This window comes from Symbiopectobacterium sp. Eva_TO (assembly GCF_053848865.1).
The window spans coordinates 282659-306643 of the sequence record NZ_JBSPEY010000005.1; the positions used below are offsets into that span (position 1 = coordinate 282659).

Sequence of the window (23985 nt, forward strand, 5' to 3'; positions counted from 1 at the left end):
AATCAATGAGTTACGGGTTTATCTCAGAGTAGCATTTTGAACCTCAAAAAGCCAATGGGATGGCTTGAATGCCTTAATTCACGGGGTTCTGAGCATCCTGTTCAAAAAATGGCCAAAAGATGTGTATAACGATATGATCTATACCGGTCACGTGTGGTTACAGGGTGTTGGTAATGACGGCGCAATCCGCCAGGTACAATGCATTGCTACCAGCGAAGATGGCCTCCATTTCACTAAGCATGGTGTGATAGTCACCCCACCCGACGGCATCATGCATTTCCGCGACCCCAAGGTCTGGAAGCAAAATGGCCGCTGGTTTATGGTGGTTGGCTCGCGTGATGCCAATGATCGGGGTCAGGTATTGCTCTACAGCGGCACCTCTCTGTTCCAATGGCGTCTGGAAGGGGTGCTGGCTAAAGCCGATCGCTGGTTGGGCTATATGTGGGAGTGCCCGGATTTCTTCCCGCTTGGGGATAAATACCTGCTGATGTTTTCACCACAGGGCATGACGCCCGAAGGCTATCGCTACCGTAATCGCTTTCAGAGCGGCTATATTTTGGGACGCTGGCAGCCGGGCCATCCTTTTACGCTTGAGCAGCATTTTCAGGAATTGGATTCCGGTCACGATTTCTATGCACCACAATCTTTCGTCACTACAGATGGGCGCCGCTTGCTGTTCGGCTGGATGGATATGTGGGAGTCCGAAAGACCCACTCAGGCCGATGGCTGGGCCGGATGCCTCACGCTGCCGAGCGAACTGTCGCTGGATGCGCAAGGGCGCGTCAGAATGATGCCAGTGCGTGAACTGCAAGCACTCCGCCGGGAAGCGCATACCCTACCCGCTTTTTCGCTGAAAAACCAACGACGCAGGCTGGGGATCAGCGCACTTCAGGCAGAAATTCACATGACGTGGAATATTCAAAAAAGCCAGGCGGAACGCTTCGGCATCGAGATTGCCGTCAGCGACGATCGGCGCTACGTCACCCGGTTTTATGTCGATACGCAGTCTCGTCGTTTGGTGTTGGATCGCAGTCAATCCGGACTGGGCGTCGGCGGCTATCGCAGTGTGGCACTGCCCGATGGCGACACGCTTGATCTGCGGATTTTTATCGATCGTTCCTCAGTGGAAGTCTTTGTCAATCAAGGGGAAACCTGTCTCACCAGCCGTATTTATCCACCAACAGAAGGACGCGGCATCGCGCTTTATGCCGAAAATGGGGTGGCGTACTGCCAGACCTTTACCCACTGGCAGATGGCATCCATCTATCCTGAGCAGTAATCACGCCGCGTCAACGGGATACGTCAGGCAGTACCGGCTATCGTCGCATCAGGCTATCCGCGTCTCGCTCAATGGCACAGAGGCAAAATGCCGGGCAAAGAAGCGGCCGCCCGCCGTTAGCGCTAACGGGGTGATGCGGTGCCCCACGTCACGTTCCGTCAGGTAGGTGACGTTATGGTGCTGATTATCCGCTTTCAGTGCCGCATACAAGCGCGCGCTATCGGCAGCGGGCACCACGTCATCAGCATCGCCATGCCACAGCAATAGCGGGCGATCTGCTAACGCAGACAGCCGGTCGGTGACATCATAATTGACCAGCGTTTGCGCCAACTGGCGCAGCAGATCGTCAGACCCCGGACTTCCTGCAGGGACCGGAGGGAAAAGCGAGCGCGACAGCGCAGAAAAATATCCAGACCCCATAAACGCCGCGACGGCTGAAATCCACGGATAGCGCGCCATGCTGGCCAACGCGGTCATGCCCCCGAGCGATGCGCCCGCAACGCCAATTTTCTCATCCGCAATCCACCCGCGCTGGCGCGCGGCATCCACCAACCCCGGCAGTTCTTGCACGTTAAATTGCAGAATATCCCAGAAATGGCGTAAACGGCGGGCCTCATCACCGTCATAACGCGCGCCGTGCATCGCCGCGTCAGGCAAAATAACACGAAACCCCACTTGTGCTAACGCATAGCCAAAATAGGCGTATACTTCCTTGGACGAGGTATAGTCATGAAAAAAGAATATCGTCGGTAACGGATATGCCTGCTGACCGCTGGGGGTCGCATACAGGACATCAATCCCGTTCAGGGTATCTGGCGAAATTTCTACCATGTGGGTTCTCTCTCTTTTTTCTTTCCGCACATCGTTAAGCATAAACTCGGGTTGTAGTGGTCAACTAATATTGGCCACCGCATTAGACTGTATGTAGAACAGTCGCTCAGATTCGTTTGGAGTTAAGCCGCCGTTATACCAGTGAGGCCGGATAGCGCTGTAATACCCCGTGATGTAGCGGATAATCGCGTCCTGGGCTTCGCTGAAGCTGTTGTAACCCTTTGTCGGCACCCATTCTGTCTTCAGGCTGCGGAAGAACCGCTCCATTGGCGCATTATCCCAGCAGTTACCCCGCCGACTCATACTCTGCTTTATCCGGCAGCGCCACAGGGCTTGCCGGTATTGACGGCTGGTATAGTGGCTGCCCTGGTCGCTGTGGAACATGACTCCTGTTGGTTGTCCCCGGAGTTCCCAGGCCATCTGCAACGCTTTAACTGTCAGCGCCGAGTCCGGCGACGTCGACATGGCCCAGCCCACCGGTTTGCGGGCGAACAGATCTAGGCTGTGTCCCTTAATCCCATGAGTTATACTAACTATTTGTTTCTACATCATTTTGAACTATGGCTCGCTACGACCTTCCCGATGAAGCATGGGCTATCATCCAGCCCTTACTCCCTGCTGAACCAGCAACACCACAGGCCGGACGCCAATGGGCTGAGCATCGCATGATTATCAATGGCATGTTCTGGGTGCTGTGCTCTGGTGCCCCATGGCGTGATTTACCTGAGCGATACGGCCCATGGAAAACCGTTTATAACCGCTTTAACCGATGGTCAAAATCGGGAGTCATTAACATTATTTTCAATAAGTTACTTTCATCACTTGATGCCCATGGCCTCGTGGACTGGTCAGCGACTGCGCTGGATGGTAGCAATATCAGGGCGCTGAAATGTGCTGCCGGTGCTCAAAAAAACATCCCGATATCACCGGAGATAATGGGCTGGGTCGCTCTCGAGGTGGTTTTGGCACCAAAATCCATATGGCTACAGACGGAAGTGGTCTTCCGTTAAACATCGTGTTGAGCCCCGGTCAGGCTCATGAAAGTCAGTTTGCACTACGTCTTTTGGACGGTATTGGTGTTCAACGCCAGAACGGCAGTATGAAACGCCGTGGTCATGCGGTGCTGGCTGACAAGGCGTACTCCGGGCATGTATTACGTAACGAGCTGAAAAACAGAGGTATAAAAACTGTCATCCCCCGAAAATCCACTGAAAAAATGGCGGTGGATGGTCGTTCAAAGCTCGATCGTGACGCCTACCGCAATCGGAACGTTGTTGAACGGTGCTTTGGCCGTCTGAAAGAATACCGTCGCATTGCGACACGTTACGACAAAACGGCGAGGAATTATCTGGCAATGTTGAAACTGGGCTGCATCCGCCTGTTTTACCAGAGGCTATGTAATTAAGGGACACAGCCTAGCACCACCGCAAGGTAAGCCCAGCATTTGCCCGTCCAGATGTAGGTCACATCGCCGCACCAGACCTGATCCGGCGCGGTAACCGCGAACTGGCGGTTGAGATAGTTCGGTATTTCAACGTGTTCATTGCCGCCGCGTTTGTATTTGTGAGCCGGTCGCTGGCAGCTGGCGATACCCAGCTCCTTCATCAGCTTGCCAGCCAGCCAGCGCCCCATTTTGACACCGGAGCTGCCGGTGACGATGGTCGCGATACTTCGAGCGCCGGCAGAGCCGCCGCTGGCGTTCCAGGCTTCCATGACGCGGCTACACTTAACCACGCGCTCACCGTCGGGTTCATTAGCGGAAGCCTGCCAGTGCCTGTAGCTGCTGCGATGTACCTCAAAAGTTTGGCACAACGCCGTAACCGGGTATCGCGCCCTCAGCCTGTCGACTACCGTGAACCGTTGAGTGAGTCCGACATTAAGAGCGCCGTAGCCTTTTTTAGGATTTCGTTCTCCATTTCAAGGCATTGGACTTTTTTCTTCATCTCACGCAGCTCGAGCTGTTCAGGGGTAAGAGGAAGTCCCGTTGGCGTTTTTCCCTGTCGTTCAAGGCGAAGCTTATTGACCCAGCGACTAATGGCAGAATGGCTGACATTAACCGCCTCTGCGGCCTTAACGTATGTGTAGCCGTGGTCGACAACCAGCTTTGCGGCTTCGAGCTTAAATTCCGCCGTAAAATGTTTACCCATGAGGTCACCTGTCGTGTTGATGAGGTGAGCATATCACCTCCGCTCAGGTGGCCAGTATCAGTGTGCCACTACAGCCAGTATGCGGAGTGTTGAATAGCATGTTGACGTGATTCCTGCGCATATTTTTTCATCAATGATTGCGCTGTGGCCTTCTTGCGCCTGGGCGCAAAATGCGGAGGAGTTTCATTCAGATACTGTTTGACGTAGCTGATGTGGCTGAATTTCGCCAGCCGTCGGCGGGCTGCGCGTCCCAGCTTTTGATAGCTAAGGAGAAACGGTGTCTCTTTTCCCCCCAGCCCCAGCAATAACATATCGATAACCATCCAGGTGTAGGCCACCTCGTTATACACAAGTCCGCAACGCCTTATATGCCAAGGGTTAGCGGGCTGAAATAGGCAGCCGGTGGGGTTGTAAATGAAGTGAAACCGACGTGTACTATCGCCATTTACGGCGCTGAAAAATGACACGGGATTCAGATGGCTGGGCACACCAAGAACTGGAAGGGGTAAATCTTGGTGACACGAGGCTCAATAAGCGTGCCAAAGGGCTTTTGATACGGCTGGCTGAGAATCCGCAAGCCAGCATTCCGCATGCGTGCCTCGGATGGTCTGAGACGCTGGGAGCTTACCGCTTCATGGAGAACCAAGCATTCGAATGGCGAGACATTCTGCAACCTCACTGGCAGCGTACGCAGGAAAGGATCCGAGAACACGAGGTTGTGCTGTGTATCCAAGACACTACCGAGCTTGACTTCAACGGGCAGCAAATCCAAGGCTTGGGTCCCTTGAACTACGAAGCCAGGCGTGGTCTGTACCTGCATCCGACCTACGCGGTCAGTCCGGATCGCGTGGGGTTGGGCGTACTGGATGCGTGGATGTGGGCAAGAGAGCCGAAGGATGCAGACGGAAAACGCGATGGGATCAAGGAGAGTACGCGCTGGCTCGAGGGATACGAGCGAGTTGCTGAACTCGCCTCGGAGTTGCCAAACACACGTCTGGTGTACTTAGCCGATCGCGAAGCGGATATCAAGGCGTTGATGCAGCTCGCTGATGACCTTGGCACTCCGGCTGACTGGTTGATCCGCTCGACTCATAATCGCAGTCTGGACTGTAATGAGAAGCTTTGGCAGAAGGTTGGAAAGACCGTGCCGGTGGGAGAAATCCAATTCGTTATGGCGGCTCGCGCGGGGCAGAAGGCGCGTACGGTGAAACAGGCGCTGCGCGTGAAGCGAGTGTCGCTGCGTTGCGGGTTGGCAGTGACTTGTGTGATAGCCAAGGAAATTGAGCCGCCAGCAGGCGCGAAGCCGGTCGAGTGGCGGTTGCTGAGCAATCGCGTACCTGAAGGACGAGAAGATATCGTGGAGCTGATCGACTGGTATCGGGCTAGATGGGAAATCGAGATGTTCTTCAATGTGCTGAAGAACGGCTGCTGTGTCGAAGCGTTACAGTTATCGACCGTGGATCGCATTGAGCGGGCATTGGCGCTGTTCATGATCGTGGCATGGCGCATCGCCTATTTAATGCGTATGGGACGAACCTGTCCAGAGCTGGACGCAATGTTGTTCTTTGATTCCGACGAGACTCATGGCGCTTACCTACTGATGAACAAGCGTATGCCCAAGGGCCGCCCTAAGCTAAACGAAGTATTGCGCTTAGTTGCGCAACTGGGAGGCTTTCTTGCTCGAAAAGGCGACGGTGAACCAGGCGCAAAAACTATCTGGAAAGGCTTGCAGAAAGTCATGACGGCCGCCGAAACGCTACGCGCGCTCAGGCACGAACAGAGATGTGTATAACGAGTTGGGTGTAGGCGGGTCCTCGTGTTTTAATGTCTGGCAAGGGAAAACGCAAAAATTCATCACTCAATATGGCAATGACATGAGACTTTGATGTAGCCCCCTGTAACACCAGACAGTAGCTGTATCTCCAGATAAGAGATAGGCTTAGATATTGTCTAACAATCATGCTAATTTTGAAATGACCGGGATCCTGTTAGGGCAAGAAGTCCGTAAGCGTAAAACTCCGTAAGAGAAAATCGCCATCATTCAGCAGACAATGGAGCCGGGGATGAACGTCTCCCATGTAGCCCGCCTGCATGGCATCCAGCCCAGCCTTTTGTTTAAGTGGAAGAAGCAATACCAGGAAGGAAGCCTCACCGCCGTTGCGGCCGGAGAAGAAGTGGTTCCAGCTTCGGCGCTGGCGACTGCCCTCAAGCAGGTCCGGGAGCTACAGCGCCTTCTGGGTAAGAAGACGATGGAAGTTGAGATCCTCAAAGAAGCAGTGGAGTACCGCCAGTCGCGAAAATGGATAGCGCACGCGCCCTTGTTGCCAAAGGACGGGGAATAGCTCTGGTCAGCCGCGCCATGAGCGTGTCGCGTGCGCAGCTGTCACTGCGGGTTAACCGTTCTGCCGACTGGCTGGACAGGCGCAGCAACCGGCGTAATGACGAAGCTGATACTGAGATATTATCGGACATCCTCCGTATCATCAGCGACATGCCCAGTTACGGTTACCGCCGAGTGTGGGGTATCCTGCGTAAGCAACGTCGTGCAGAGGGACTTCCACCGGTGAACGCCAAACGGCTTTACAGGATAATGAGCGAGCATAACCTGCTGTTGTTGCATGATAAAACTGAACGTCCGAAGCGGGAGCATAAAGGCAAAATCGCGGTAGCAGAGAGCGATATGCGCTGGTGCTCAGATGGCTTCGAGTTCGGTTGTGACAACGGCGAGAAGCTGCGGGTGACGTTCGCACTGGACTGCTGCGACCGGGAGGCCATAGACTGGGCAGCGAGCACCAGGGGTTATGACAGTTCAACCGTGCAGGATGTGATGCTGAGGTCGGTGGAAAAACGCTTCGGTAGCGCGCTGCCGGATAAACCAGTGCAATGGCTGACGGATAATGGTTCAGCGTACACAGCGCATGAAACGCGGAAGTTCGCCAGAGAACGGAATCTGGAGCCCTGCACAACAGCAGTGAGCAGTCCACAGAGTAACGGCATGGCAGAACGGTTCGTGAAGACGATGAAGGAAGATTACATCGCCTTCATGCCAAAACCCGATGTGCGAACAGCGCTGAAGAACCTTGCAGCGGCGTTCAATCATTACAATGAAAACCATCCGCACAGTGCGCTGGGATACAACTCCCCAAGAGAATATCGGCGCCAGCGGGCATCGTTAACTTAAGAGACAAAAGCTGTCCGGAGATGGTGGGTCAAGATCACAATGACATGAGACTTATCCGCCGCTGGTAATTTAGCGCGGTCATACATCAGGTTAAAACGAGAGATCGGTGAGGAAGGATGCTTGGTATTGCGCCGCGCTCTTATGGCGCGATCCGCATGCCTTTCCTTTGAGGTCTGAAACTGACGCAAATAATCCGCCAGCGCCGTATGCTCAGCGTCTGAAAGCACCTCAACTTGCGAATACACCTCCGGGTTCACGTCAGCAAGCGCGCTGGCGTGTTCCACCGACTCGGACGCTAGCGGCAAAAGCGCCAATGCGCTATCGCGATATCCGGCGGGAGGTAAATAGGGTGAAAATGTTCCAACGTGGGCAGTGCCAGGATACAAATCGATAGGCAGCCTCTCAGGTTCATCCTGGTATCGCGAGCAAAAAGTGGCGATCCCGGTAGCCCCTGCCCGACACGCCATTTCGCCCAATAGCAGAAGTCCCCCCAGTAGCAACGTTTTTTTAACACGTGATGCTCCTGTATTTGCCTGCGTGTTACTAGGCTGTGTCCCTTAATTACATAACCTCTGGTAAAACAGGCGGATGCAGCCCAGTTTCAACATTGCCAGATAATTCCTCGCCGTTTTGTCGTAACGTGTCGCAATGCGACGGTATTCTTTCAGACGGCCAAAGCACCGCTCAACAACGTTCCGATTGCGGTAGGCGTCACGATCGAGCTTTGAACGACCATCCACCGCCATTTTTTCAGTGGATTTTCGGGGGGATGACAGTTTTTATACCTCTGTTTTTCAGCTCGTTACGTAATACATGCCCGGAGTACGCCTTGTCAGCCAGCACCGCATGACCACGGCGTTTCATACTGCCGTTCTGGCGTTGAACACCAATACCGTCCAAAAGACGTAGTGCAAACTGACTTTCATGAGCCTGACCGGGGCTCAACACGATGTTTAACGGAAAACCACTTCCGTCTGTAGCCATATGGATTTTGGTGCCAAAACCACCTCGAGAGCGACCCAGCCCATTATCTCCGGTGATATCGGGATGTTTTTTTGAGCACCGGCAGCACATTTCAGCGCCCTGATATTGCTACCATCCAGCGCAGTCGCTGACCAGTCCAGGAGGCTATGGGCATCAAGTGATGAAAGTAACTTATTGAAAATAATGTTAATGACTCCCGATTTTGACCATCGGTTAAAGCGGTTATAAACGGTTTTCCATGGGCCGTATCGCTCAGGTAAATCACGCCATGGGGCACCAGAGCACAGCACCCAGAACATGCCATTGATAATCATGCGATGCTCAGCCCATGGGCGTCCAGCCTGTGGTGTTGCTGGTTCAGCAGGGAGTGAGGGCTGAATGATAGCCCATGCTTCATCGGGAAGGTCGTAGCGAGCCATAGTTCAAAATGATGTAGAAACAAACAGTTAGTATAACTCATGGGATTAAGGGACACAGCCTAGGCTTGAATGCCTTGTAACAACGTCATGGAAAGAGACCTTTCTAAAAGGGTTAAAAAAGACGAGTGAAAAAAAGGTGGGATGATAAATCAAATAATAAACAGCATTTTACAGAAAACACCCTTGTTATAAGACACAATAAAACCGCTAAAAGACAGAATAAAGCGTTTCATTTCTTGAGAATAAGAGCACAACCATCCACACTTCTCTCAGACCATAACCTCAAGGACATCATGATTAAGAGAACGTTTATCGCCCTTTTATTAGGTGCCGTTTCTGTTGGTGCGGTTGCGCGACAAGGGGGATTTGTCGCACCGAACAGCGCAGGCACTACGACTGGCGGATTTAAAGGCCCGGAGCCCGGTTTGACCACCGTAGAACAGGCTAAAACGCTCAGGGACGATGCCTGGGTGGTATTGGAAGGTCATCTGGTGCGGCAGTTAGGACATAAACTGTACGAGTTTCGCGACAGCTCTGGCACCGTGAATGTTGATATCGATGACAAACGCTGGGTAGGGCAAACCGTCACGCCCAATGACAAAATACGTATCGAAGGCGAAGTAGATAAAGACTGGAATAGCGTAGAGATCGACGTTAAATCAGTACATCTGGTGAAATAGCGCGTCACCACCGAGGGGCTTGACGCCCCTGTTCACTCAGGGCAAGCTGCGCTACACTGCGGAACACCACGCCCCCCTTTTTAATGTTGCAAGGAACTTATGACTGCTCTCACGCGGTTCATCATCTTTTCCCTCACGACGCTGCTGTGCGCCTGTAGTACTTTTCAAGGCAAGCCAATGCCACTGCCGCCGCCAACACAGCAGGCGCAGCTTATCGTCTATGCCCAAACCAGCACCTTAGAGAAAATGGGATCGATATCGATCAACGTGCGAGGCAGTAGCGACGACGCCGATCGTGCCATTCAACAAAAAGCTGACGCTTACGGCGCACGCTATTACACCATCACGTTGAAGCAAGAGCACGAATTGACCAACATGTGGACATCACGCGCCGTGCTATATCGCTAAGCTGTATTAGCTCAGACCTGATCTGACAGTTACCGGTTATTTATACAGGTATCTGTCAGATTAAATCTGGTTCAGATTTTTTTCTGCCCAGACTCGTTTACCATCAAGTAACGTGGCCATTGGCGTACGCCCGCAGCACATTTTACCCTGATGAGTTCGCTCATTATTGTAATGCCACAACCAGTTGTCCAGATCCTTTTGTAGACTTTCTAGGTCCTCGTATAACGTCTTACGGAACGCAACCTGATAAAAATCCTGCAAAATAGTTTTATGGAAGCGCTCGCAGATACCGTTTGTCTGCGGAGACATCGCTTTCGTTTTCGTATGGTCTATATCGTTGATAGCCAAGTACAGCTGATAGTCATGTTGTTCCACTTTACCGCAGTACTCCGTCCCCCTGTCCGTCAGTATTCTTAGCATTGGCAGCCCCTGAGCTTCGTAGAACGGCAGCACGCGATCATTGAGCAGGTCGGCGGCAGAGATCGGTGCTTTACTCGTGTAAAGCTTGCAGTGCGCCACTTTCGAGTACGTATCCACGAACGTCTGCTGGTAGATACGGCCAACACCTTTCAGATTACCCACGTAGAAGGTGTCCTGCGACCCCAGATAACCCGGGTGAGCAGTCTCTATTTCACCACAGGCTTCGTCGTCGTGCGCCTTCTTCTCCAGTGCAGCGATTTGAGCATCAGTAAGTACGATGCCTTCTCTGGCAACTTTTTCCTCAAGTGCCTTCAGGCGCTTACGAAAGTTTTCCAGATCGTGTCGTTGCCAGATGGAGCGCACACCGCTGCCAGAAATGAAGACGCCTTTTTTACGCAGCTCATTACTGGTCCGGTGCTGGCCATGAGCCGGGAACTCAATGGCGTAATCAACAACCGCACGTTCAGTGGCTTCATCAGCACGGTTTTTCAGGTTGGGAACCCGGCGGTTTTGGTTAACCAGAGCGTCAATGCCGCCTTCTGCCGCCAGTTCCTGATAGCGATAAAACGTGTCGCGTGACACCCCCATGATTTTACAGGCTTTTGATACGTTACCGAGTTCTTCGGCGAGATTGAGCAGGCCGGCTTTGTGTTTGATGATGGGATTGTTAGTATGAAGCATGAGAGTTACCTCGTGTTTTGTATAAGGATTCGACACCCATATCAAAACCGGTAACTCTCAACCTTTCAAGGTCCAGTGTCAGATCAAGTCGCGACTAATACAGCTAAGCAGACGCGTTGATGCACAAAACAGAGGATGGTTACGCCAGACGCTGTCTCACCGCTTCAAACAGACAAACACCGGTAGCAACCGAAACGTTAAGCGACGAAACGCTACCGACCATCGGGATGCTGATCAACTCATCGCAGTGTTCACGCGTCAAACGACGCATCCCTTCCCCTTCCCCGCCCATAACCAGCGCCAGCGGTCCAGTCAGCTTGCTTTGATAGAGCGTGTGGTCGTTTTCACCCGCGGTTCCGACGATCCACACTTGATTTTCCTGCAACAGGCGCAGCGTGCGCGCCAGATTGGTCACGCGGATCAAAGGCACATTTTCCGCCGCCCCGCAGGCCACTTTTTTCGCGGTGGCGTTGAGTTGCGCAGAACGATCGCGCGGCACAATGATCGCATGCACCCCGGCGGCATCCGCGTTACGCAAGCACGCACCGAGGTTGTGAGGATCGGTAACGCCATCCAGTACCAACAAAAACGGCTGTGCTACGCTTGCCAGCAGATCCGGCAGATCGTTTTCCTGATACTGACGCCCCTCTTTGACGCGCGCCACGATCCCCTGATGCACGGCCCCTTCAACCTTGCTATCCAGCCATTGACGATTCGCTACCTGAATCACAATGCCATTAGCTTCCAAGGCCGCGATCACCGGTTGCAAGCGGCGATCCTCACGCCCTTTAAGGATGAAGACTTCCAGAAAACGCTGTGGATCGCGTTCTAACAGGGCGTTGACTGCGTGGATACCGTAAATAATTTCGCTCATTGATACTCTTCAAACGTGGTGTGTTAACGAACGGCGGAAGCTCCGCCGTTCGCTGCGGGCATTACTGTGCCGCGTTCTTTTTACTGGCGCGTTTCGCCTTGGCGGCGGCGGCGATTTTACGCGTTTTTTCGGCGTTTTTCTGCGCCTTGTCGGTCTTTTTCTTCGCCTTGGCCTTTGCTTTCACCTTATCGGGCGCAGCCTTTTTCCCTGCTCTATCGTCCTTGCGAAACGCACTGTCAGGCTCAAAATTAGCCGGTTTTTTACCACCGCGCCTCACGGCGCTCCGGTTTTTTCGCCTTGTCGCGTGCAGTCTTGCCTTCACCGCGCACTTTGCGTGTGCTGGAGAGCAGAGAGAAATCGATATTGCGTTCGTCCATATTGACCGCTTCCACGCGAATTTCGACTTCATCACCAAGACGATAGACCTGCCCGCTCGATTCACCGATCAAGCGTTGACCCACATTGTCATAACGGTAGTAGTCGTTATCCAGCGTCGAGACATGCACCAGACCATCGATAAACAGATCGTTGAGACGCACAAAGAAGCCAAAGCCGGTCACGCTGGAAATAATCCCGGTAAAAGATTCACCGACGTGATCCTGCATAAAGTCACATTTCAACCAGTCGGCGACATCGCGCGTGGCTTCATCCGCCCGCCGCTCAGTCAGCGAACAGTGCATGCCCAGTTGTAGCATCTCATTAAGATCGCTGTGCCAACCGCCAGTCGGCGTCCAACGTTCACGACGATCGCTCAGCAAATACTTGATGCCACGGTGCAGCGACAGATCGGGGTAGCGGCGAATCGGCGACGTAAAGTGACCGTATGATGTCAGCGCCAGACCAAAGTGACCGCGATTTTCCGGATCGTAAATTGCCTGTTTCATGGAGCGCAGCATCATGGTTTGCAGCATTTCATGGTCCGGGCGATCCGCCACCAGCGTCATCAGTTCTGCATAATCTTTAGGTTCCGGCTTCATACCGCCTTTCAGCGTCAAACCAAGCTCTCCCAGCACGCTGCGCAGTGCCAGCACATGGTCTTCACTCGGGCGATCGTGCACCCGGAACAGTGCAGGCTCCTGATTTTTCTCAACGAATCTGGCCGCCGAGATATTAGCCAGAATCATGCACTCTTCAATCAGTTTGTGCGCATCGTTACGCACCATCGATTCCACGCGTTCGATACGGCGTTCCGCGTTGAAGATAAACTTCGCTTCTTCGGTTTCAAAGGCGATGCCGCCGCGTTCTTCACGCGCTGTTTCCAACACCTGATACATCTTGTGCAGCTCTTCCAATCCGCCTACCAGCGGCTGGTAATGCGCACGCAGTTCCGCATCGCCTTGCAACATATGCCACACCTTGGTGTAGGTCAGGCGCGCATGGGAACGCATCACGGCTTCGTAGAATTTGTATGTCGTCAGCTTGCCGGTCGCTGAAATGGTCATCTCGCACACCATACACAGCCGATCCACGTCCGGGTTCAACGAACACAGGCCGTTCGACAACACTTCCGGCAGCATCGGCACCACTTGCGAAGGAAAATAGACCGAGGTGCCGCGCGCCCGCGCTTCATGATCCAGCGGCGTATTGGGACGCACGTAATAGCTAACATCAGCAATGGCAACCCACAGACGCCAGCCGCCACCGCGTTTTTTCTCGCAGTAGACCGCATCGTCAAAATCGCGCGCGTCTTCACCGTCAATCGTCACCAGCGGCAGCGAACGCAGATCGACGCGCCCTTTTTTCGCACTTTCCGGCACCTGTTCGTTGAAATCTTTGATCTGTTCTTCGACCTGTTTCGACCAGGTGTGCGGGATATCGTGGGTGCGCAGTGCGATATCCACCGCCATGCCGGTACCCATTTTATCGCCCAGGATCTCAACAATCTTCCCGATGGCTTTGGTACGCCGCGTGGGACGCTGCGTTAACTCAACCACCACCATGTAGCCCATACGGGCACCGTTGATGTTCTGTTGCGGAATAAGAATATCGAAGCTCAGGCGGCTGTCATCCGGCACCACAAATCCCATACCGCCATCAAGGAAGTAGCGACCGACAATCTGCCCGGTACGCGGTTCCAGAACCCGCACGATACGGCCCTCACGCCGCCCTTTGCGATCGGCACCCAGCGGTTGCGCCAGCACCACATCGCCATGCATAGTGCGTTTCATCTCTTCAGCCGACAGGTACAAGTCGTCCTTGCGCCCTTCTACACGCAGGAAACCAAAACCATCGCGGTGGCCGATCACCGTGCCACGCAGCAAATCCAGTTTTTCCGGCAACGCATAGCACTGGCGGCGGGTAAACACCAGTTGACCGTCACGCTCCATCGCGCGCAAACGACGGCGCAGCGCTTCTTGCTGCTCTTCCGTAATGAGTTCCAAATCGGCAGCCAGTTCATCGCGGCTAATGGGCGTATTGCGTTTTTCGATGTGAGCCAGAATGTATTCGCGGCTGGGGATGGGTGATTCGTATTTTTCTGCTTCTCGTTCCAGGAATGGATCTTGGGACATTGCGGTTCCTCCGTTGTCTTCAGCTGAAGGCTGAACGGACTTCATTCAACCAACAATAATTTATAAAGCGGCGGGTTCTCTTTCACCATATCGGCCAACGTATGTTGGTCCAGTTCGGAGAGAAAGCGCTGAACGCCCTCTTGCAGCACCCCTTTTAAGCGGCATGCCGGCGTGATGTGGCAAAAATCATGGTTGCAGTTGACCAGAGACAGCGGTTCCAGCGCGCGTACCACATCGCCAATGCGAATGGTTTGCGCTGGCTTGCCCAAACGGATGCCACCATTTTTACCGCGCACTGCCATCACAAAGCCAGCCCGACTAAGTTGATTGATAATTTTGACCATATGATTACGAGAGACGCCATACACTTGCGTCACTTCAGTAATGTTCGTCATCTTCCCTTCAGGCAGTGATGCCATGTAGATCAGCGCGCGTAATCCGTAATCCGTAAAACTGGTTAACTGCACAGAAACCTCGGATACCCTCGGGTATCGGTAGGAACGTCGTATCAATGTTCATCGCAACAATGCTCATCACAACAGCGTTCGTCAAATCATCAAAGCTCATGCCAACAGCACACTACTGCGTTTCTACAGCCTGAGCCGCAACGCCGCAGAAAGAAAATACGCCACTAACATGAACGGAAAATAACATAAGAGCCAGATTTACTAGCAATAATAAACCAGTCGCAAATGATCCGGCGAATTATTTAGCATATTCCCTGGATTTGAACGTCGGTTCTGCCTTTTTCCCTGCTAAAAGACATCCCCCATTTGGTAATGACTCCAATTAGTAGAACATGTGTTTTTCGATGAAGGCTCCGATGACTTTTTCGTGGATCTCGACGGAGAGCGAGAAGCAAATCGTTTTACGCGCCAGTCGTTTAATGCGGGTACGGAGCGTCAGGTTATTGCGCTCTATGCGTTGCGTGAAGATCTTGCCAGTCAGATGTTTCTGCTTCGGAACCTCTCTTGCATAGCTGCCCCAGTTGTCACTGGTAATCATGCCGATGTTGAACGGTGTCAACAGAGCCAGCAATTCACGGCAGGTCTCATCGGTTCGGGGGCCAAAAGTGTAGGCCAGAACACCGCCCGTTTTGGTATTGTAAGAGTACCAGAGCCAGTGCTGTAGCGCCTGACTGCCAACGAAGCTCCATTGCTCATCAAGTTCACAGATAAGGGCGACGTCGGCGTGAGCAACGGGAGAAGACGTTATCCTGCGGGGCGAGAGCTTTTTAAAGCCCGGATGACCGTATTGATGCCGATTTTCAACGTTCTGGCGGTATCGCGAACACCGGCACCGTTGAAGGCCATATCAACGATCTGCTCTTTGACTCCCTGCTTTCGCGCTTCATAGCGGTAGGTAAGCTGGAATACACGGCGACAGCAGTGACACCGGAAGCGTTCATGGTACACGGCAAAAGTGGCCCCGCGGCGTTATGGCGACCGCATCCAGCACGACCAAAAGATAACGATAACCGACCTGACCGATGAAGAGTTAGACAGGCGCTTGCAGGAGTTAACCAATGCACAATCTGGATCGGGAGCAAAAGATTGAGCTATTGCGACTACTGGAAGATAAGCAACGCCGGGCCAAGGTTTATCGTTACCGCACCTACTACGACACTCGCTATCCGTGGCAAAAGAAGTTCATCGCATTAAGCATCGAATATTCTCAAGTTGCCCTCATCGCTGCTAACCGCGTCGGCAAGACTGATACGGCAACATATATCGATTCTGTACACGCAATGGGTGACTACCCTGATGGTTGGGCAGGTTACAGGTTTGATCACGCTCCGCTGATATGGTGCCTCGGCTACTCAGGTGAAAAGTGCCGCGACCTTCTTCAAACGCCAATCATCGGGCGTAAGACTGATAATGGATGGGAAGGTGGGTTAATACCCGGCGAGTTAATCATTGGCACCGAGCCAATGACAGGAACGCCAAACGCGGTAAGAACCGTATACGTTCAGCACAAATCAGGCGGCACGGCAAAGATACAGTTTTGGTCATATTCCCAAGGTCAGCACGCACTGATGGGTGATAGCGTTGATTGGTTCCACATCGATGAAGAACCAAAAGACCCAACCATTTACCCGCAGGTTTTAACCCGTACAGCGACCGGTGATAGAGGCCGCGGCGGGAGAGGCATTCTCACATTCACACCCGAGAATGGGCGAACAGATTTGGTTATCGGCTTCATGGATACACCATCCGCTGCGCAAACGTGCATGAATGTAGGCTGGGATGATGCGCCGCACCTTAGCGAGAAAGTTAAAGAGGATTTACTTGCCTCATTCCCGCCTCATCAGCGTGACATGCGAACCAAAGGCATTCCAATGTTGGGGCATGGGCGAATTTATGATTTCAGAGAGGAGTTGATCACCTGCGACCCGTTCCCAATTCCAGATCACTGGATGGTGATTGATGGCATGGACTTTGGCTGGGATCACCCTCAGGCACGTGTAAGACTGGCGTGGGATGCAGACGAAGATAAGTTCTACATAACCCGCGCATACAAAGCGTCTCAAACCTCACCCGGTGAAGCATGGTTCGCTACTAAAGCGTGGGCCGCTGGCGCTCCTACTGCGTGGCCTAGCGATGGGTTGCAGACAGAGAAAGGCAGTGGCATTCAGCAAAAGGCATATTACGAAGAGGCCGGATTCGACATGTTAACCGAACGGGCAACATGGCCTGATGGCGGAAACTCCGTTGAGGCTGAACTGTTCGAACTGTACGACCTGATGAGGCAAGGCAGACTAAAAGTGTTTCGTGGGCTGCGTGACTGGTTCGAGGAATACAACTTCTATCATCGTGACGAGAAAGGGAAGATCGTGAAAATACGCGATGACCTACTCGACGCCACGCGATACGCATACATGATGAGGCGATTTGCTATCCGTCACGGCGATATCAACAAACCAACCACCGACGACTATTCAAACTATTCAATCCCCTGCGGGGTAGGCTGATATGGCAGATAAAAAACAATCAACTGACAAATTGGCTAAGTGGCACGTTCAGGCCAGAACTAACTTTGATAAAGCGTGGTCTGGCAGTCAGAAGGTTCGCGAGAAGATTGTCGAAGCGCAACGGTTTGTCCGTGTCGCAGGCGCACAGTGGGAAGGCTTGTAGTGGTCAACTAATATTGGCCACCGCATTAGACTGTATGTAGAACAGTCGCTCAGATTCGTTTGGAGTTAAGCCGCCGTTATACCAGTGAGGCCGGATAGCGCTGTAATACCCCGTGATGTAGCGGATAATCGCGTCCTGGGCTTCGCTGAAGCTGTTGTAACCCTTTGTCGGCACCCATTCTGTCTTCAGGCTGCGGAAGAACCGCTCCATTGGCGCATTATCCCAGCAGTTACCCCGCCGACTCATACTCTGCTTTATCCGGCAGCGCCACAGGGCTTGCCGGTATTGACGGCTGGTATAGTGGCTGCCCTGGTCGCTGTGGAACATGACTCCTGTTGGTTGTCCCCGGAGTTCCCAGGCCATCTGCAACGCTTTAACTGTCAGCGCCGAGTCCGGCGACGTCGACATGGCCCAGCCCACCGGTTTGCGGGCGAACAGATCTAGCACCACCGCAAGGTAAGCCCAGCATTTGCCCGTCCAGATGTAGGTCACATCGCCGCACCAGACCTGATCCGGCGCGGTAACCGCGAACTGGCGGTTGAGATAGTTCGGTATTTCAACGTGTTCATTGCCGCCGCGTTTGTATTTGTGAGCCGGTCGCTGGCAGCTGGCGATACCCAGCTCCTTCATCAGCTTGCCAGCCAGCCAGCGCCCCATTTTGACACCGGAGCTGCCGGTGACGATGGTCGCGATACTTCGAGCGCCGGCAGAGCCGCCGCTGGCGTTCCAGGCTTCCATGACGCGGCTACACTTAACCACGCGCTCACCGTCGGGTTCATTAGCGGAAGCCTGCCAGTGCCTGTAGCTGCTGCGATGTACCTCAAAAGTTTGGCACAACGCCGTGACCGGGTATCGCGCCCTCAGCCTGTCGACTACCGTGAACCGTTGAGTGAGTCCGACATTAAGAGCGCCGTAGCCTTTTTTAGGATTTCGTTCTCCATTTCAAGGCATTGGACTTTTTTCTTCATCTCACGCAGCTCGAGCTGTTCAGGGGTAAGAGGAAGTCCCGTTGGCGTTTTTCCCTGTCGTTCAAGGCGAAGCTTATTGACCCAGCGACTAATGGCAGAATGGCTGACATTAACCCACCTCGTTATACACATCTCTGTTCGTGCCTGAGCGCGCGTAGCGTTTCGGCGGCCGTCATGACTTTCTGCAAGCCTTTCCAGATAGTTTTTGCGCCTGGTTCACCGTCGCCTTTTCGAGCAAGAAAGCCTCCGAGTTGCGCAACTAAGCGCAATACTTCGTTTAGCTTAGGGCGGCCCTTGGGCATACGCTTGTTCATCAGTAGGTAAGCGCCATGAGTCTCGTCGGAATCAAAGAACAACATTGCGTCTAGCTCTGGACAGGTTCGTCCCATACGCATTAAATAGGCGATGCGCCATGCCACGATCATGAACAGCGCCAATGCCCGCTCAATGCGATCCACGGTCGATAACTGTAACGCTTCGACACAGCAGCCGTTCTTCAGCACATTGAAGAACATCTCGATTTCCCATCTAGCCCGATACCAGTCGATCAGCTCCACGATATCTTCTCGTCCTTCAGGTACGCGATTGCTCAGCAACCGCCACTCGACCGGCTTCACGCCTGCTGGCGGCTCAATTTCCTTGGCTATCACACAAGTCACTGCCAACCCGCAACGCAGCGACACTCGCTTCACGCGCAGCGCCTGTTTCACCGTACGCGCCTTCTGCCCCGCGCGAGCCGCCATAACGAATTGGATTTCTCCCACCGGCACGGTCTTTCCAACCTTCTGCCAAAGCTTCTCATTACAGTCCAGACTGCGATTATGAGTCGAGCGGATCAACCAGTCAGCCGGAGTGCCAAGGTCATCAGCGAGCTGCATCAACGCCTTGATATCCGCTTCGCGATCGGCTAAGTACACCAGACGTGTGTTTGGCAACTCCGAGGCGAGTTCAGCAACTCGCTCGTATCCCTCGAGCCAGCGCGTACTCTCCTTGAGCCATATCGTTATACACATCTTTCTAACGCACTGTTTAATCAATGAGTTACGGGTTTATCTCAGAGTGGCATTTTGAACCTCAAAAAGCCAATGGGATGGCTTGAATGCCTTAATTCACGGGGTTCTGAGCATCCTGTTCAAAAAATGGCCAAAAGATGTGTATAACGATATGTCCTTGAGCCCATCGCGTTTTCCGTCTGCATCCTTCGGCTCTCTTGCCCACATCCACGCATCCAGTACGCCCAACCCCACGCGATCCGGACTGACCGCGTAGGTCGGATGCAGATACAGACCACGCCTGGCTTCGTAGTTCAAGGGACCCAAGCCTTGGATTTGCTGCCCGTTGAAGTCAAGCTCGGTAGTGTCTTGGATACACAGCACAACCTCGTGTTCTCGGATCCTTTCCTGCGTACGCTGCCAGTGAGGTTGCAGAATGTCTCGCCATTCGAATGCTTGGTTCTCCATGAAGCGGTAAGCACCCAGCGTCTCAGACCATCCGAGGCACGCATGCGGAATGCTGGCTTGCGGATTCTCAGCCAGCCGTATCAAAAGCCCTTTGGCACGCTTATTGAGCCTCGTGTCACCAAGATTTACCCCTTCCAGTTCTTGGTGTGCCCAGCCATCTGAATCCCGTGTCATTTTTCAGCGCCGTAAATGGCGATAGTACACGTCGGTTTCACTTCATTTACAACCCCACTGGCTGCCTATTTCAGCCCGCTAACCCTTGGCATATAAGGCGTTGCGGACTTGTGTATAACGAGGTGACATTAACCGCCTCTGCGGCCTTAACGTATGTGTAGCCGTGGTCGACAACCAGCTTTGCGGCTTCGAGCTTAAATTCCGCCGTAAAATGTTTACCCATGAGGTCACCTGTCGTGTTGATGAGGTGAGCATATCACCTCCGCTCAGGTGGCCAGTATCAGTGTGCCACTACAGCTCGACGAATGCCGGATATTCATTAGAAGAAGGACGATTCGAGCACTACCCACGGTTTGAACTTAACAAGGTTGCGCGAGAGTGCGACCGCATTATCAGCGAGTACCGACAGAACCGTATCAGTGTCAGATTCAGGCCGAAAGATGGGCAAGCATCGGAAGAACTCGCGGAGAAGATGAACGGCAAGTTCCGCGCTGATTACTCGGAAACGTCAGGCGGCGAGGCGTGTGATAACGCATTCGACGATGCTGTAGTTGGCGGGTTCGGTTGTTTCCGCATGAGTGCTGACTATGAAGAAGAAATGGATCCGTCAAACGAGCAGCGCCGTATTAGTTTATTTGTATTAGCTCAGACCTGATCTGACAGTTACCGGTTATTTATACAGGTGTCTGTCAGATTAAATCTGGTTCAGATTTTTTTCTGCCCAGACTCGTTTACCATCAAGTAACGTGGCCATTGGCGTACGCCCGCAGCACATTTTACCCTGATGAGTTAGCTCATTATTGTAATGCCACAACCAGTTGTCCAGATCCTTTTGTAGACTTTCTAGGTCCTCGTATAACGTCTTACGGAACGCAACCTGATAGAAATCCTGCAAAATAGTTTTATGGAAGCGCTCGCAGATACCGTTTGTCTGCGGAGACATCGCTTTCGTTTTCGTATGGTCTATATCGTTGATAGCCAAGTACAGCTGATAGTCATGTTGTTCCACTTTACCGCAGTACTCCGTCCCCCTGTCCGTCAGTATTCTTAGCATTGGCAGCCCCTGAGCTTCGTAGAACGGCAGCACGCGATCATTGAGCAGGTCGGCGGCAGAGATCGGTGCTTTACTCGTGTAAAGCTTGCAGTGCGCCACTTTCGAGTACGTATCCACGAACGTCTGCTGGTAGATACGGCCAACACCTTTCAGATTACCCACGTAGAAGGTGTCCTGCGACCCCAGATAACCCGGGTGAGCAGTCTCTATTTCACCACAGGCTTCGTCGTCGTGCGCCTTCTTCTCCAGTGCAGTGATTTGAGCATCAGTAAGTACGATGCCTTCTCTGGCAACTTTTTCTTCAAGTGCCTTCAGGCGCTTACGAAAGTTTTCCAGATCGTGTCGTTGCCAGATGGAGCGCACACCGCTGCCAGAAATGAAGACGCCTTTTTTACGCAGCTCATTACTGGTCCGGTGCTGGCCATGAGCCGGGAACTCAATGGCGTAATCAACAACCGCACGTTCAGTGGCTTCATCAGCACGGTTTTTCAGGTTGGGAACCCGGCGGTTTTGGTTAACCAGAGCGTCAATGCCGCCTTCTGCCGCCAGTTCCTGATAGCGATAAAACGTGTCGCGTGACACCCCCATGATTTTACAGGCTTTTGATACGTTACCGAGTTCTTCGGCGAGATTGAGCAGGCCGGCTTTGTGTTTGATGATGGGATTGTTAGTATGAAGCATGAGAGTTACCTCGTGTTTTGTATAAGGATTCGACACCCATATCAAAGCCGGTAACTCTCAACCTTTCAAGGTCCAGTGTCAGATCAAGTCGCGACTAATACAGTTTATTGCCTGTTTACGACGCGGCGACGTGCGTGTTTTTTGACCTAAATAGCTGTTCCTAATACCGCTACACTTTTGCCTGTCCATGTTTTCCACTGGGAAACGGGCTGACGGTTTCCATGAAGCGGCGAACCTTGTTCAGTAACTGCCACATTGAACAGCATTGATGATTGCGGGTAATGGTTTCATCCAACGCCTGCCATAACCGCTCTACATGATTTACCCATGGTGAGTACACCGGCTGATAAATAACCCTGAATTTCGAGTTTTCTTCCAGCCAGCGCTGCGTCTCCCGGCTTTTGTGAATAATGTAGTTATCAACTATCAGCGTGAGCGTTTTTGCCCGTCTGTACGTTGCTCTCAGATGCTCTAACATACTGATAAAAAAACGAACTTTTACTGCTTCCTCCAACATCGCTGACTTTTCCCGTCCCGCTGTGTAATGCACCCGCCAGATAATATTTCTCGTTCTGGCCCGGCGTCACGATGCGTTTCTGCTTCCCGCTAACCTGCCAGTCCGCGCCAATTTTGGGATTCAGATGAATATCCACTTCGTCTTCGTAAAAGACGGGATGTTCCGCGCTGCATTGTTCCAGCGCCATCGCGATGGCCTCCATTTTTTCTTCCTTATGCGGGTCGCGGATACGCAGCGTAGGAGCTGCGCGTCGCCACACCAGACCGGCAGAAGGCCGCCAACGGCGCACCGTGGAAGCATGCAACTGGCAACCGGTTATCTCATTGATTTTTATCGCTAGCAGTTCCGTGCTCCAGCGCGAACGCTGATAGCCAAAATCATGAGGGGAACGCTTTACGAGCTGGATTAACAGTGCGCAGATCTGTTCAAACGGCCAGCGACGGCCACGACCGGGCCGCAGAGATTTGAGGCCTTCAATGCCGTACAGGGTGAGCCAGTTAATCCATCTGCCGATTGACGAACGGGCGCAGCAAAGCATTCTGGCGACATCGCTCACGCGCTCGCCCCGGTGCAACATCAGGATGGCGGTCAGCCTGCGGGCGTGATTCTTGTCACGCGTTTTATGGAGAGTTTTCTTCATCAGGCGTCGTTCGTTACGGGGTATCGGTGCTATGCTCGACATCGCTCAGTCCGGTTGATGATTTGGGATCTTTATCGATTGATCAGATCGCTCAACTCGGACTGAGTTCCCTTCAGGTGATCTACTATTCGGAACAGTTATTTAGCGGCTACCGTTAAAAACACCGCAGAAAATACTCAACAGGCCAATACGCTGGTGAACGATGCCGCCCTGGAGATGAAAAACAGCGGCAGCAAAATGTCTGATGCCGCGAGCAAAATGCATGAAATCCGTGATTCTGCCAACCACATGGTAGAAATCATCGCCCTGATCGACGGCATTGCTTTCCAAACCAATATATTGGCGCTCAATGCCGCTGTTGAAGCAGCGCGTGCGGGTGAACAGGGTCGCGGCTTTGCCGTGGTGGCCAGCGAAGTGCGTAGCCTCGCGCAGCGTAGTGCCGCCGCCGCAAAAGAGATCAAAGCGCTGATCGACGATGCCGTGCACACCACACAACAAGGAATGGAACTGCTGGAAGGTGCCGAAGCCTCAATGAAAAACCTGAGCGCCAACGCCTCTCACATGAGCAGCATTATGTCGGAAATTGCGCACTCCAGCCGAGAACAAAGCGTCGGGCTCGATCAGGTCAACATTGGTGTCGGGCAGCTTGATGTATCAACACAGCAAAACGCATCGCTGGTGGAAGAAGTCTCTGCGGCTGCACAATCACTGCAAAATCAAGCGCAACGCCTGACGGATGCCGTCGCCGTGTTTGTCATTACACCGACCAGTTCAATGACAGTGACGTCCCCTACAACAACCGCTAAAACACCGTTACTGGCTGCTGCAAGTACAGATTCCACCACAACATCGTCAAATGATAACTGGACCACCTTTTAATTCAAGCTCTTGCCGGGGCGTACTAGCGCCCCTGCTTACCTCACCTCTCGTTTTTGCTATTTTC

19 protein-coding genes and 8 pseudogenes are annotated in these 23985 nt (G+C 52.9%); 10 read left to right on the forward strand and 17 right to left on the reverse strand.

Annotated features, from left to right (window positions below):
• Positions 1-64: 64 nt before the first annotated feature.
• Positions 65-1279 carry a glycoside hydrolase family 32 protein gene (locus ACWWJF_RS26935; protein ID WP_455871423.1) on the forward strand — a complete coding sequence of 405 codons (1215 nt, stop codon included), beginning with the start codon at positions 65-67 and terminating at the stop codon, positions 1277-1279.
• Between the two features lie 48 nt (positions 1280-1327).
• Here the strand turns inward: ACWWJF_RS26935 and yjfP are convergent, their stop codons facing one another.
• Together yjfP and ACWWJF_RS26945 are read right to left on the reverse strand one after the other, a co-directional pair.
• Positions 1328-2110 carry an esterase gene (gene yjfP, locus ACWWJF_RS26940; protein ID WP_455871496.1) on the reverse strand — a complete coding sequence of 261 codons (783 nt, stop codon included), beginning with the start codon at positions 2108-2110 and terminating at the stop codon, positions 1328-1330.
• Between the two features lie 60 nt (positions 2111-2170).
• Positions 2171-2611, reverse strand: a pseudogene (locus tag ACWWJF_RS26945) (IS3 family transposase); the annotation flags it as partial.
• A 59-nt stretch (positions 2612-2670) separates the two neighbouring features.
• On the opposite strand from ACWWJF_RS26945, the gene ACWWJF_RS26950 reads away from it, so the two are divergent.
• Positions 2671-3515 (forward strand): IS5 family transposase gene (locus tag ACWWJF_RS26950; RefSeq protein WP_455871424.1). Its coding sequence is split into 2 segments (ribosomal slippage): positions 2671-3016 and positions 3016-3515, totalling 846 coding nucleotides; the frame shifts between segments, so codons are not numbered across the junction.
• An 11-nt stretch (positions 3516-3526) separates the two neighbouring features.
• On the opposite strand, the pseudogene ACWWJF_RS26955 reads toward ACWWJF_RS26950, so the two are convergent.
• A pseudogene (locus tag ACWWJF_RS26955) lies at positions 3527-4257 on the reverse strand (IS3 family transposase); the annotation flags it as partial.
• A 68-nt stretch (positions 4258-4325) separates the two neighbouring features.
• Complete coding sequence (locus ACWWJF_RS26960; RefSeq protein WP_455871425.1) at positions 4326-4607, reverse strand: hypothetical protein; 282 nt, start codon at positions 4605-4607, stop codon at positions 4326-4328.
• A 110-nt stretch (positions 4608-4717) separates the two neighbouring features.
• Between ACWWJF_RS26960 and ACWWJF_RS26965 the strand changes: the two genes are divergently transcribed.
• Positions 4718-6049: an IS4 family transposase gene (locus tag ACWWJF_RS26965; protein WP_455871426.1), complete on the forward strand. Its 1332-nt coding sequence runs from the start codon at positions 4718-4720 to the stop codon at positions 6047-6049.
• Between the two features lie 238 nt (positions 6050-6287).
• Positions 6288-7438, forward strand: a protein-coding gene (locus tag ACWWJF_RS26970; protein WP_455871497.1) for an IS3 family transposase whose coding sequence is annotated in 2 segments (ribosomal slippage) — positions 6288-6552 and positions 6552-7438 — 1152 coding nt in all. Because the reading frame shifts where the segments join, the coding sequence is not laid out codon by codon here.
• Here the strand turns inward: ACWWJF_RS26970 and ACWWJF_RS26975 are convergent.
• Together ACWWJF_RS26975 and ACWWJF_RS26980 are read right to left on the reverse strand one after the other, a co-directional pair.
• Complete coding sequence (locus ACWWJF_RS26975; RefSeq protein WP_455871427.1) at positions 7435-7722, reverse strand: hypothetical protein; 288 nt, start codon at positions 7720-7722, stop codon at positions 7435-7437. The genes ACWWJF_RS26970 and ACWWJF_RS26975 overlap by 4 nt on opposite strands.
• A gap of 273 nt (positions 7723-7995) precedes the next feature.
• Positions 7996-8841: pseudogene (locus ACWWJF_RS26980) on the reverse strand (IS5 family transposase).
• Positions 8842-9137: 296 nt separating this feature from the next.
• On the opposite strand from ACWWJF_RS26980, the gene ACWWJF_RS26985 reads away from it, so the two are divergent.
• Entirely contained in the window at positions 9138-9521 is a 384-nt protein-coding gene (locus tag ACWWJF_RS26985; protein WP_455871498.1) for a YgiW/YdeI family stress tolerance OB fold protein, read from the forward strand.
• A 99-nt stretch (positions 9522-9620) separates the two neighbouring features.
• Positions 9621-9929, forward strand: coding sequence for a biofilm peroxide resistance protein BsmA (gene bsmA / locus ACWWJF_RS26990; RefSeq protein ID WP_455871428.1), 309 nt, complete (start codon positions 9621-9623; stop codon positions 9927-9929).
• Positions 9930-9989: 60 nt separating this feature from the next.
• Here bsmA and ACWWJF_RS26995 read toward each other — a convergent pair whose 3' ends face one another.
• From ACWWJF_RS26995 to ACWWJF_RS27015, 5 genes and pseudogenes are all read right to left on the reverse strand, one after another.
• Positions 9990-11030 (reverse strand): IS481 family transposase, encoded by a 1041-nt coding sequence (locus ACWWJF_RS26995; RefSeq protein ID WP_455868660.1) that lies wholly within the window; start codon positions 11028-11030, stop codon positions 9990-9992.
• Positions 11031-11169: 139 nt separating this feature from the next.
• Positions 11170-11904 carry a 23S rRNA (guanosine(2251)-2'-O)-methyltransferase RlmB gene (gene rlmB, locus ACWWJF_RS27000; protein ID WP_455871429.1) on the reverse strand — a complete coding sequence of 245 codons (735 nt, stop codon included), beginning with the start codon at positions 11902-11904 and terminating at the stop codon, positions 11170-11172.
• A gap of 61 nt (positions 11905-11965) precedes the next feature.
• Positions 11966-14414 (reverse strand): annotated as a pseudogene (gene rnr, locus ACWWJF_RS27005) (ribonuclease R).
• A gap of 41 nt (positions 14415-14455) precedes the next feature.
• A complete protein-coding gene (gene nsrR, locus ACWWJF_RS27010; protein ID WP_438815307.1) occupies positions 14456-14881 on the reverse strand; it encodes a nitric oxide-sensing transcriptional repressor NsrR in 426 nt (141 codons plus the stop codon).
• A gap of 322 nt (positions 14882-15203) precedes the next feature.
• Positions 15204-15820, reverse strand: a pseudogene (locus ACWWJF_RS27015) (IS1 family transposase); the annotation flags it as partial.
• Positions 15821-15939: 119 nt separating this feature from the next.
• Here ACWWJF_RS27015 and ACWWJF_RS27020 point away from each other — a divergent pair.
• Positions 15940-17385, forward strand: coding sequence for a phage terminase large subunit family protein (locus tag ACWWJF_RS27020; protein WP_455871430.1), 1446 nt, complete (start codon positions 15940-15942; stop codon positions 17383-17385).
• A gap of 1 nt (position 17386) precedes the next feature.
• Complete coding sequence (locus tag ACWWJF_RS27025) at positions 17387-17548, forward strand: hypothetical protein (protein WP_455871506.1); 162 nt, start codon at positions 17387-17389, stop codon at positions 17546-17548.
• A 3-nt stretch (positions 17549-17551) separates the two neighbouring features.
• Here ACWWJF_RS27025 and ACWWJF_RS27030 read toward each other — a convergent pair.
• From ACWWJF_RS27030 to ACWWJF_RS27045, 4 genes and pseudogenes are all read right to left on the reverse strand, one after another.
• Positions 17552-18714, reverse strand: a protein-coding gene (locus ACWWJF_RS27030; RefSeq protein WP_455871499.1) for an IS3 family transposase whose coding sequence is annotated in 2 segments (ribosomal slippage) — positions 17552-18474 and positions 18474-18714 — 1164 coding nt in all. Because the reading frame shifts where the segments join, the coding sequence is not laid out codon by codon here.
• Positions 18639-19511 (reverse strand): annotated as a pseudogene (locus ACWWJF_RS27035) (IS4 family transposase); the annotation flags it as partial. The pseudogene ACWWJF_RS27035 and the gene ACWWJF_RS27030, both read right to left, overlap by 76 nt.
• Before the next feature lie 114 nt (positions 19512-19625).
• Positions 19626-20150: an IS4/Tn5 family transposase DNA-binding protein gene (locus ACWWJF_RS27040; RefSeq protein ID WP_455869660.1), complete on the reverse strand. Its 525-nt coding sequence runs from the start codon at positions 20148-20150 to the stop codon at positions 19626-19628.
• 70 nt (positions 20151-20220) lie between these two features.
• Entirely contained in the window at positions 20221-20373 is a 153-nt protein-coding gene (locus tag ACWWJF_RS27045) for a transposase (RefSeq protein WP_455868534.1), read from the reverse strand.
• 75 nt (positions 20374-20448) lie between these two features.
• Between ACWWJF_RS27045 and ACWWJF_RS27050 the strand changes: the two are divergent.
• Positions 20449-20784 (forward strand): annotated as a pseudogene (locus ACWWJF_RS27050) (portal protein); the annotation flags it as partial.
• A gap of 60 nt (positions 20785-20844) precedes the next feature.
• Here ACWWJF_RS27050 and ACWWJF_RS27055 read toward each other — a convergent pair.
• Both ACWWJF_RS27055 and ACWWJF_RS27060 read right to left on the reverse strand, forming a co-directional pair.
• A complete protein-coding gene (locus ACWWJF_RS27055) occupies positions 20845-21885 on the reverse strand; it encodes an IS481 family transposase (protein ID WP_455871431.1) in 1041 nt (346 codons plus the stop codon).
• 169 nt (positions 21886-22054) lie between these two features.
• Positions 22055-23084 (reverse strand): annotated as a pseudogene (locus tag ACWWJF_RS27060) (IS630 family transposase).
• Between the two features lie 153 nt (positions 23085-23237).
• Between ACWWJF_RS27060 and ACWWJF_RS27065 the strand changes: the two are divergent.
• Entirely contained in the window at positions 23238-23921 is a 684-nt protein-coding gene (locus ACWWJF_RS27065) for a methyl-accepting chemotaxis protein (protein WP_455871432.1), read from the forward strand.
• Positions 23922-23985: the final 64 nt, after the last annotated feature.

Excerpts from the sequence above, each read along its gene's own strand:
- yjfP (WP_455871496.1), bottom strand. The coding sequence starts at position 2,110 with ATGGTAGAAATTTCGCCAGATACCCTGAACGGGATTGATGTCCTGTAT.
- ACWWJF_RS26965 (WP_455871426.1), top strand. The coding sequence starts at position 4,718 with ATGACACGGGATTCAGATGGCTGGGCACACCAAGAACTGGAAGGGGTA.
- bsmA (WP_455871428.1), top strand. The coding sequence starts at position 9,621 with ATGACTGCTCTCACGCGGTTCATCATCTTTTCCCTCACGACGCTGCTG.
- ACWWJF_RS26995 (WP_455868660.1), bottom strand. The coding sequence starts at position 11,030 with ATGCTTCATACTAACAATCCCATCATCAAACACAAAGCCGGCCTGCTC.
- rlmB (WP_455871429.1), bottom strand. The coding sequence starts at position 11,904 with ATGAGCGAAATTATTTACGGTATCCACGCAGTCAACGCCCTGTTAGAA.
- ACWWJF_RS27020 (WP_455871430.1), top strand. The coding sequence starts at position 15,940 with ATGCACAATCTGGATCGGGAGCAAAAGATTGAGCTATTGCGACTACTG.
- ACWWJF_RS27025 (WP_455871506.1), top strand. The coding sequence starts at position 17,387 with ATGGCAGATAAAAAACAATCAACTGACAAATTGGCTAAGTGGCACGTT.
- ACWWJF_RS27040 (WP_455869660.1), bottom strand. The coding sequence starts at position 20,150 with ATGACACGGGATTCAGATGGCTGGGCACACCAAGAACTGGAAGGGGTA.
- ACWWJF_RS27045 (WP_455868534.1), bottom strand. The coding sequence starts at position 20,373 with ATGGGTAAACATTTTACGGCGGAATTTAAGCTCGAAGCCGCAAAGCTG.
- ACWWJF_RS27055 (WP_455871431.1), bottom strand. The coding sequence starts at position 21,885 with ATGCTTCATACTAACAATCCCATCATCAAACACAAAGCCGGCCTGCTC.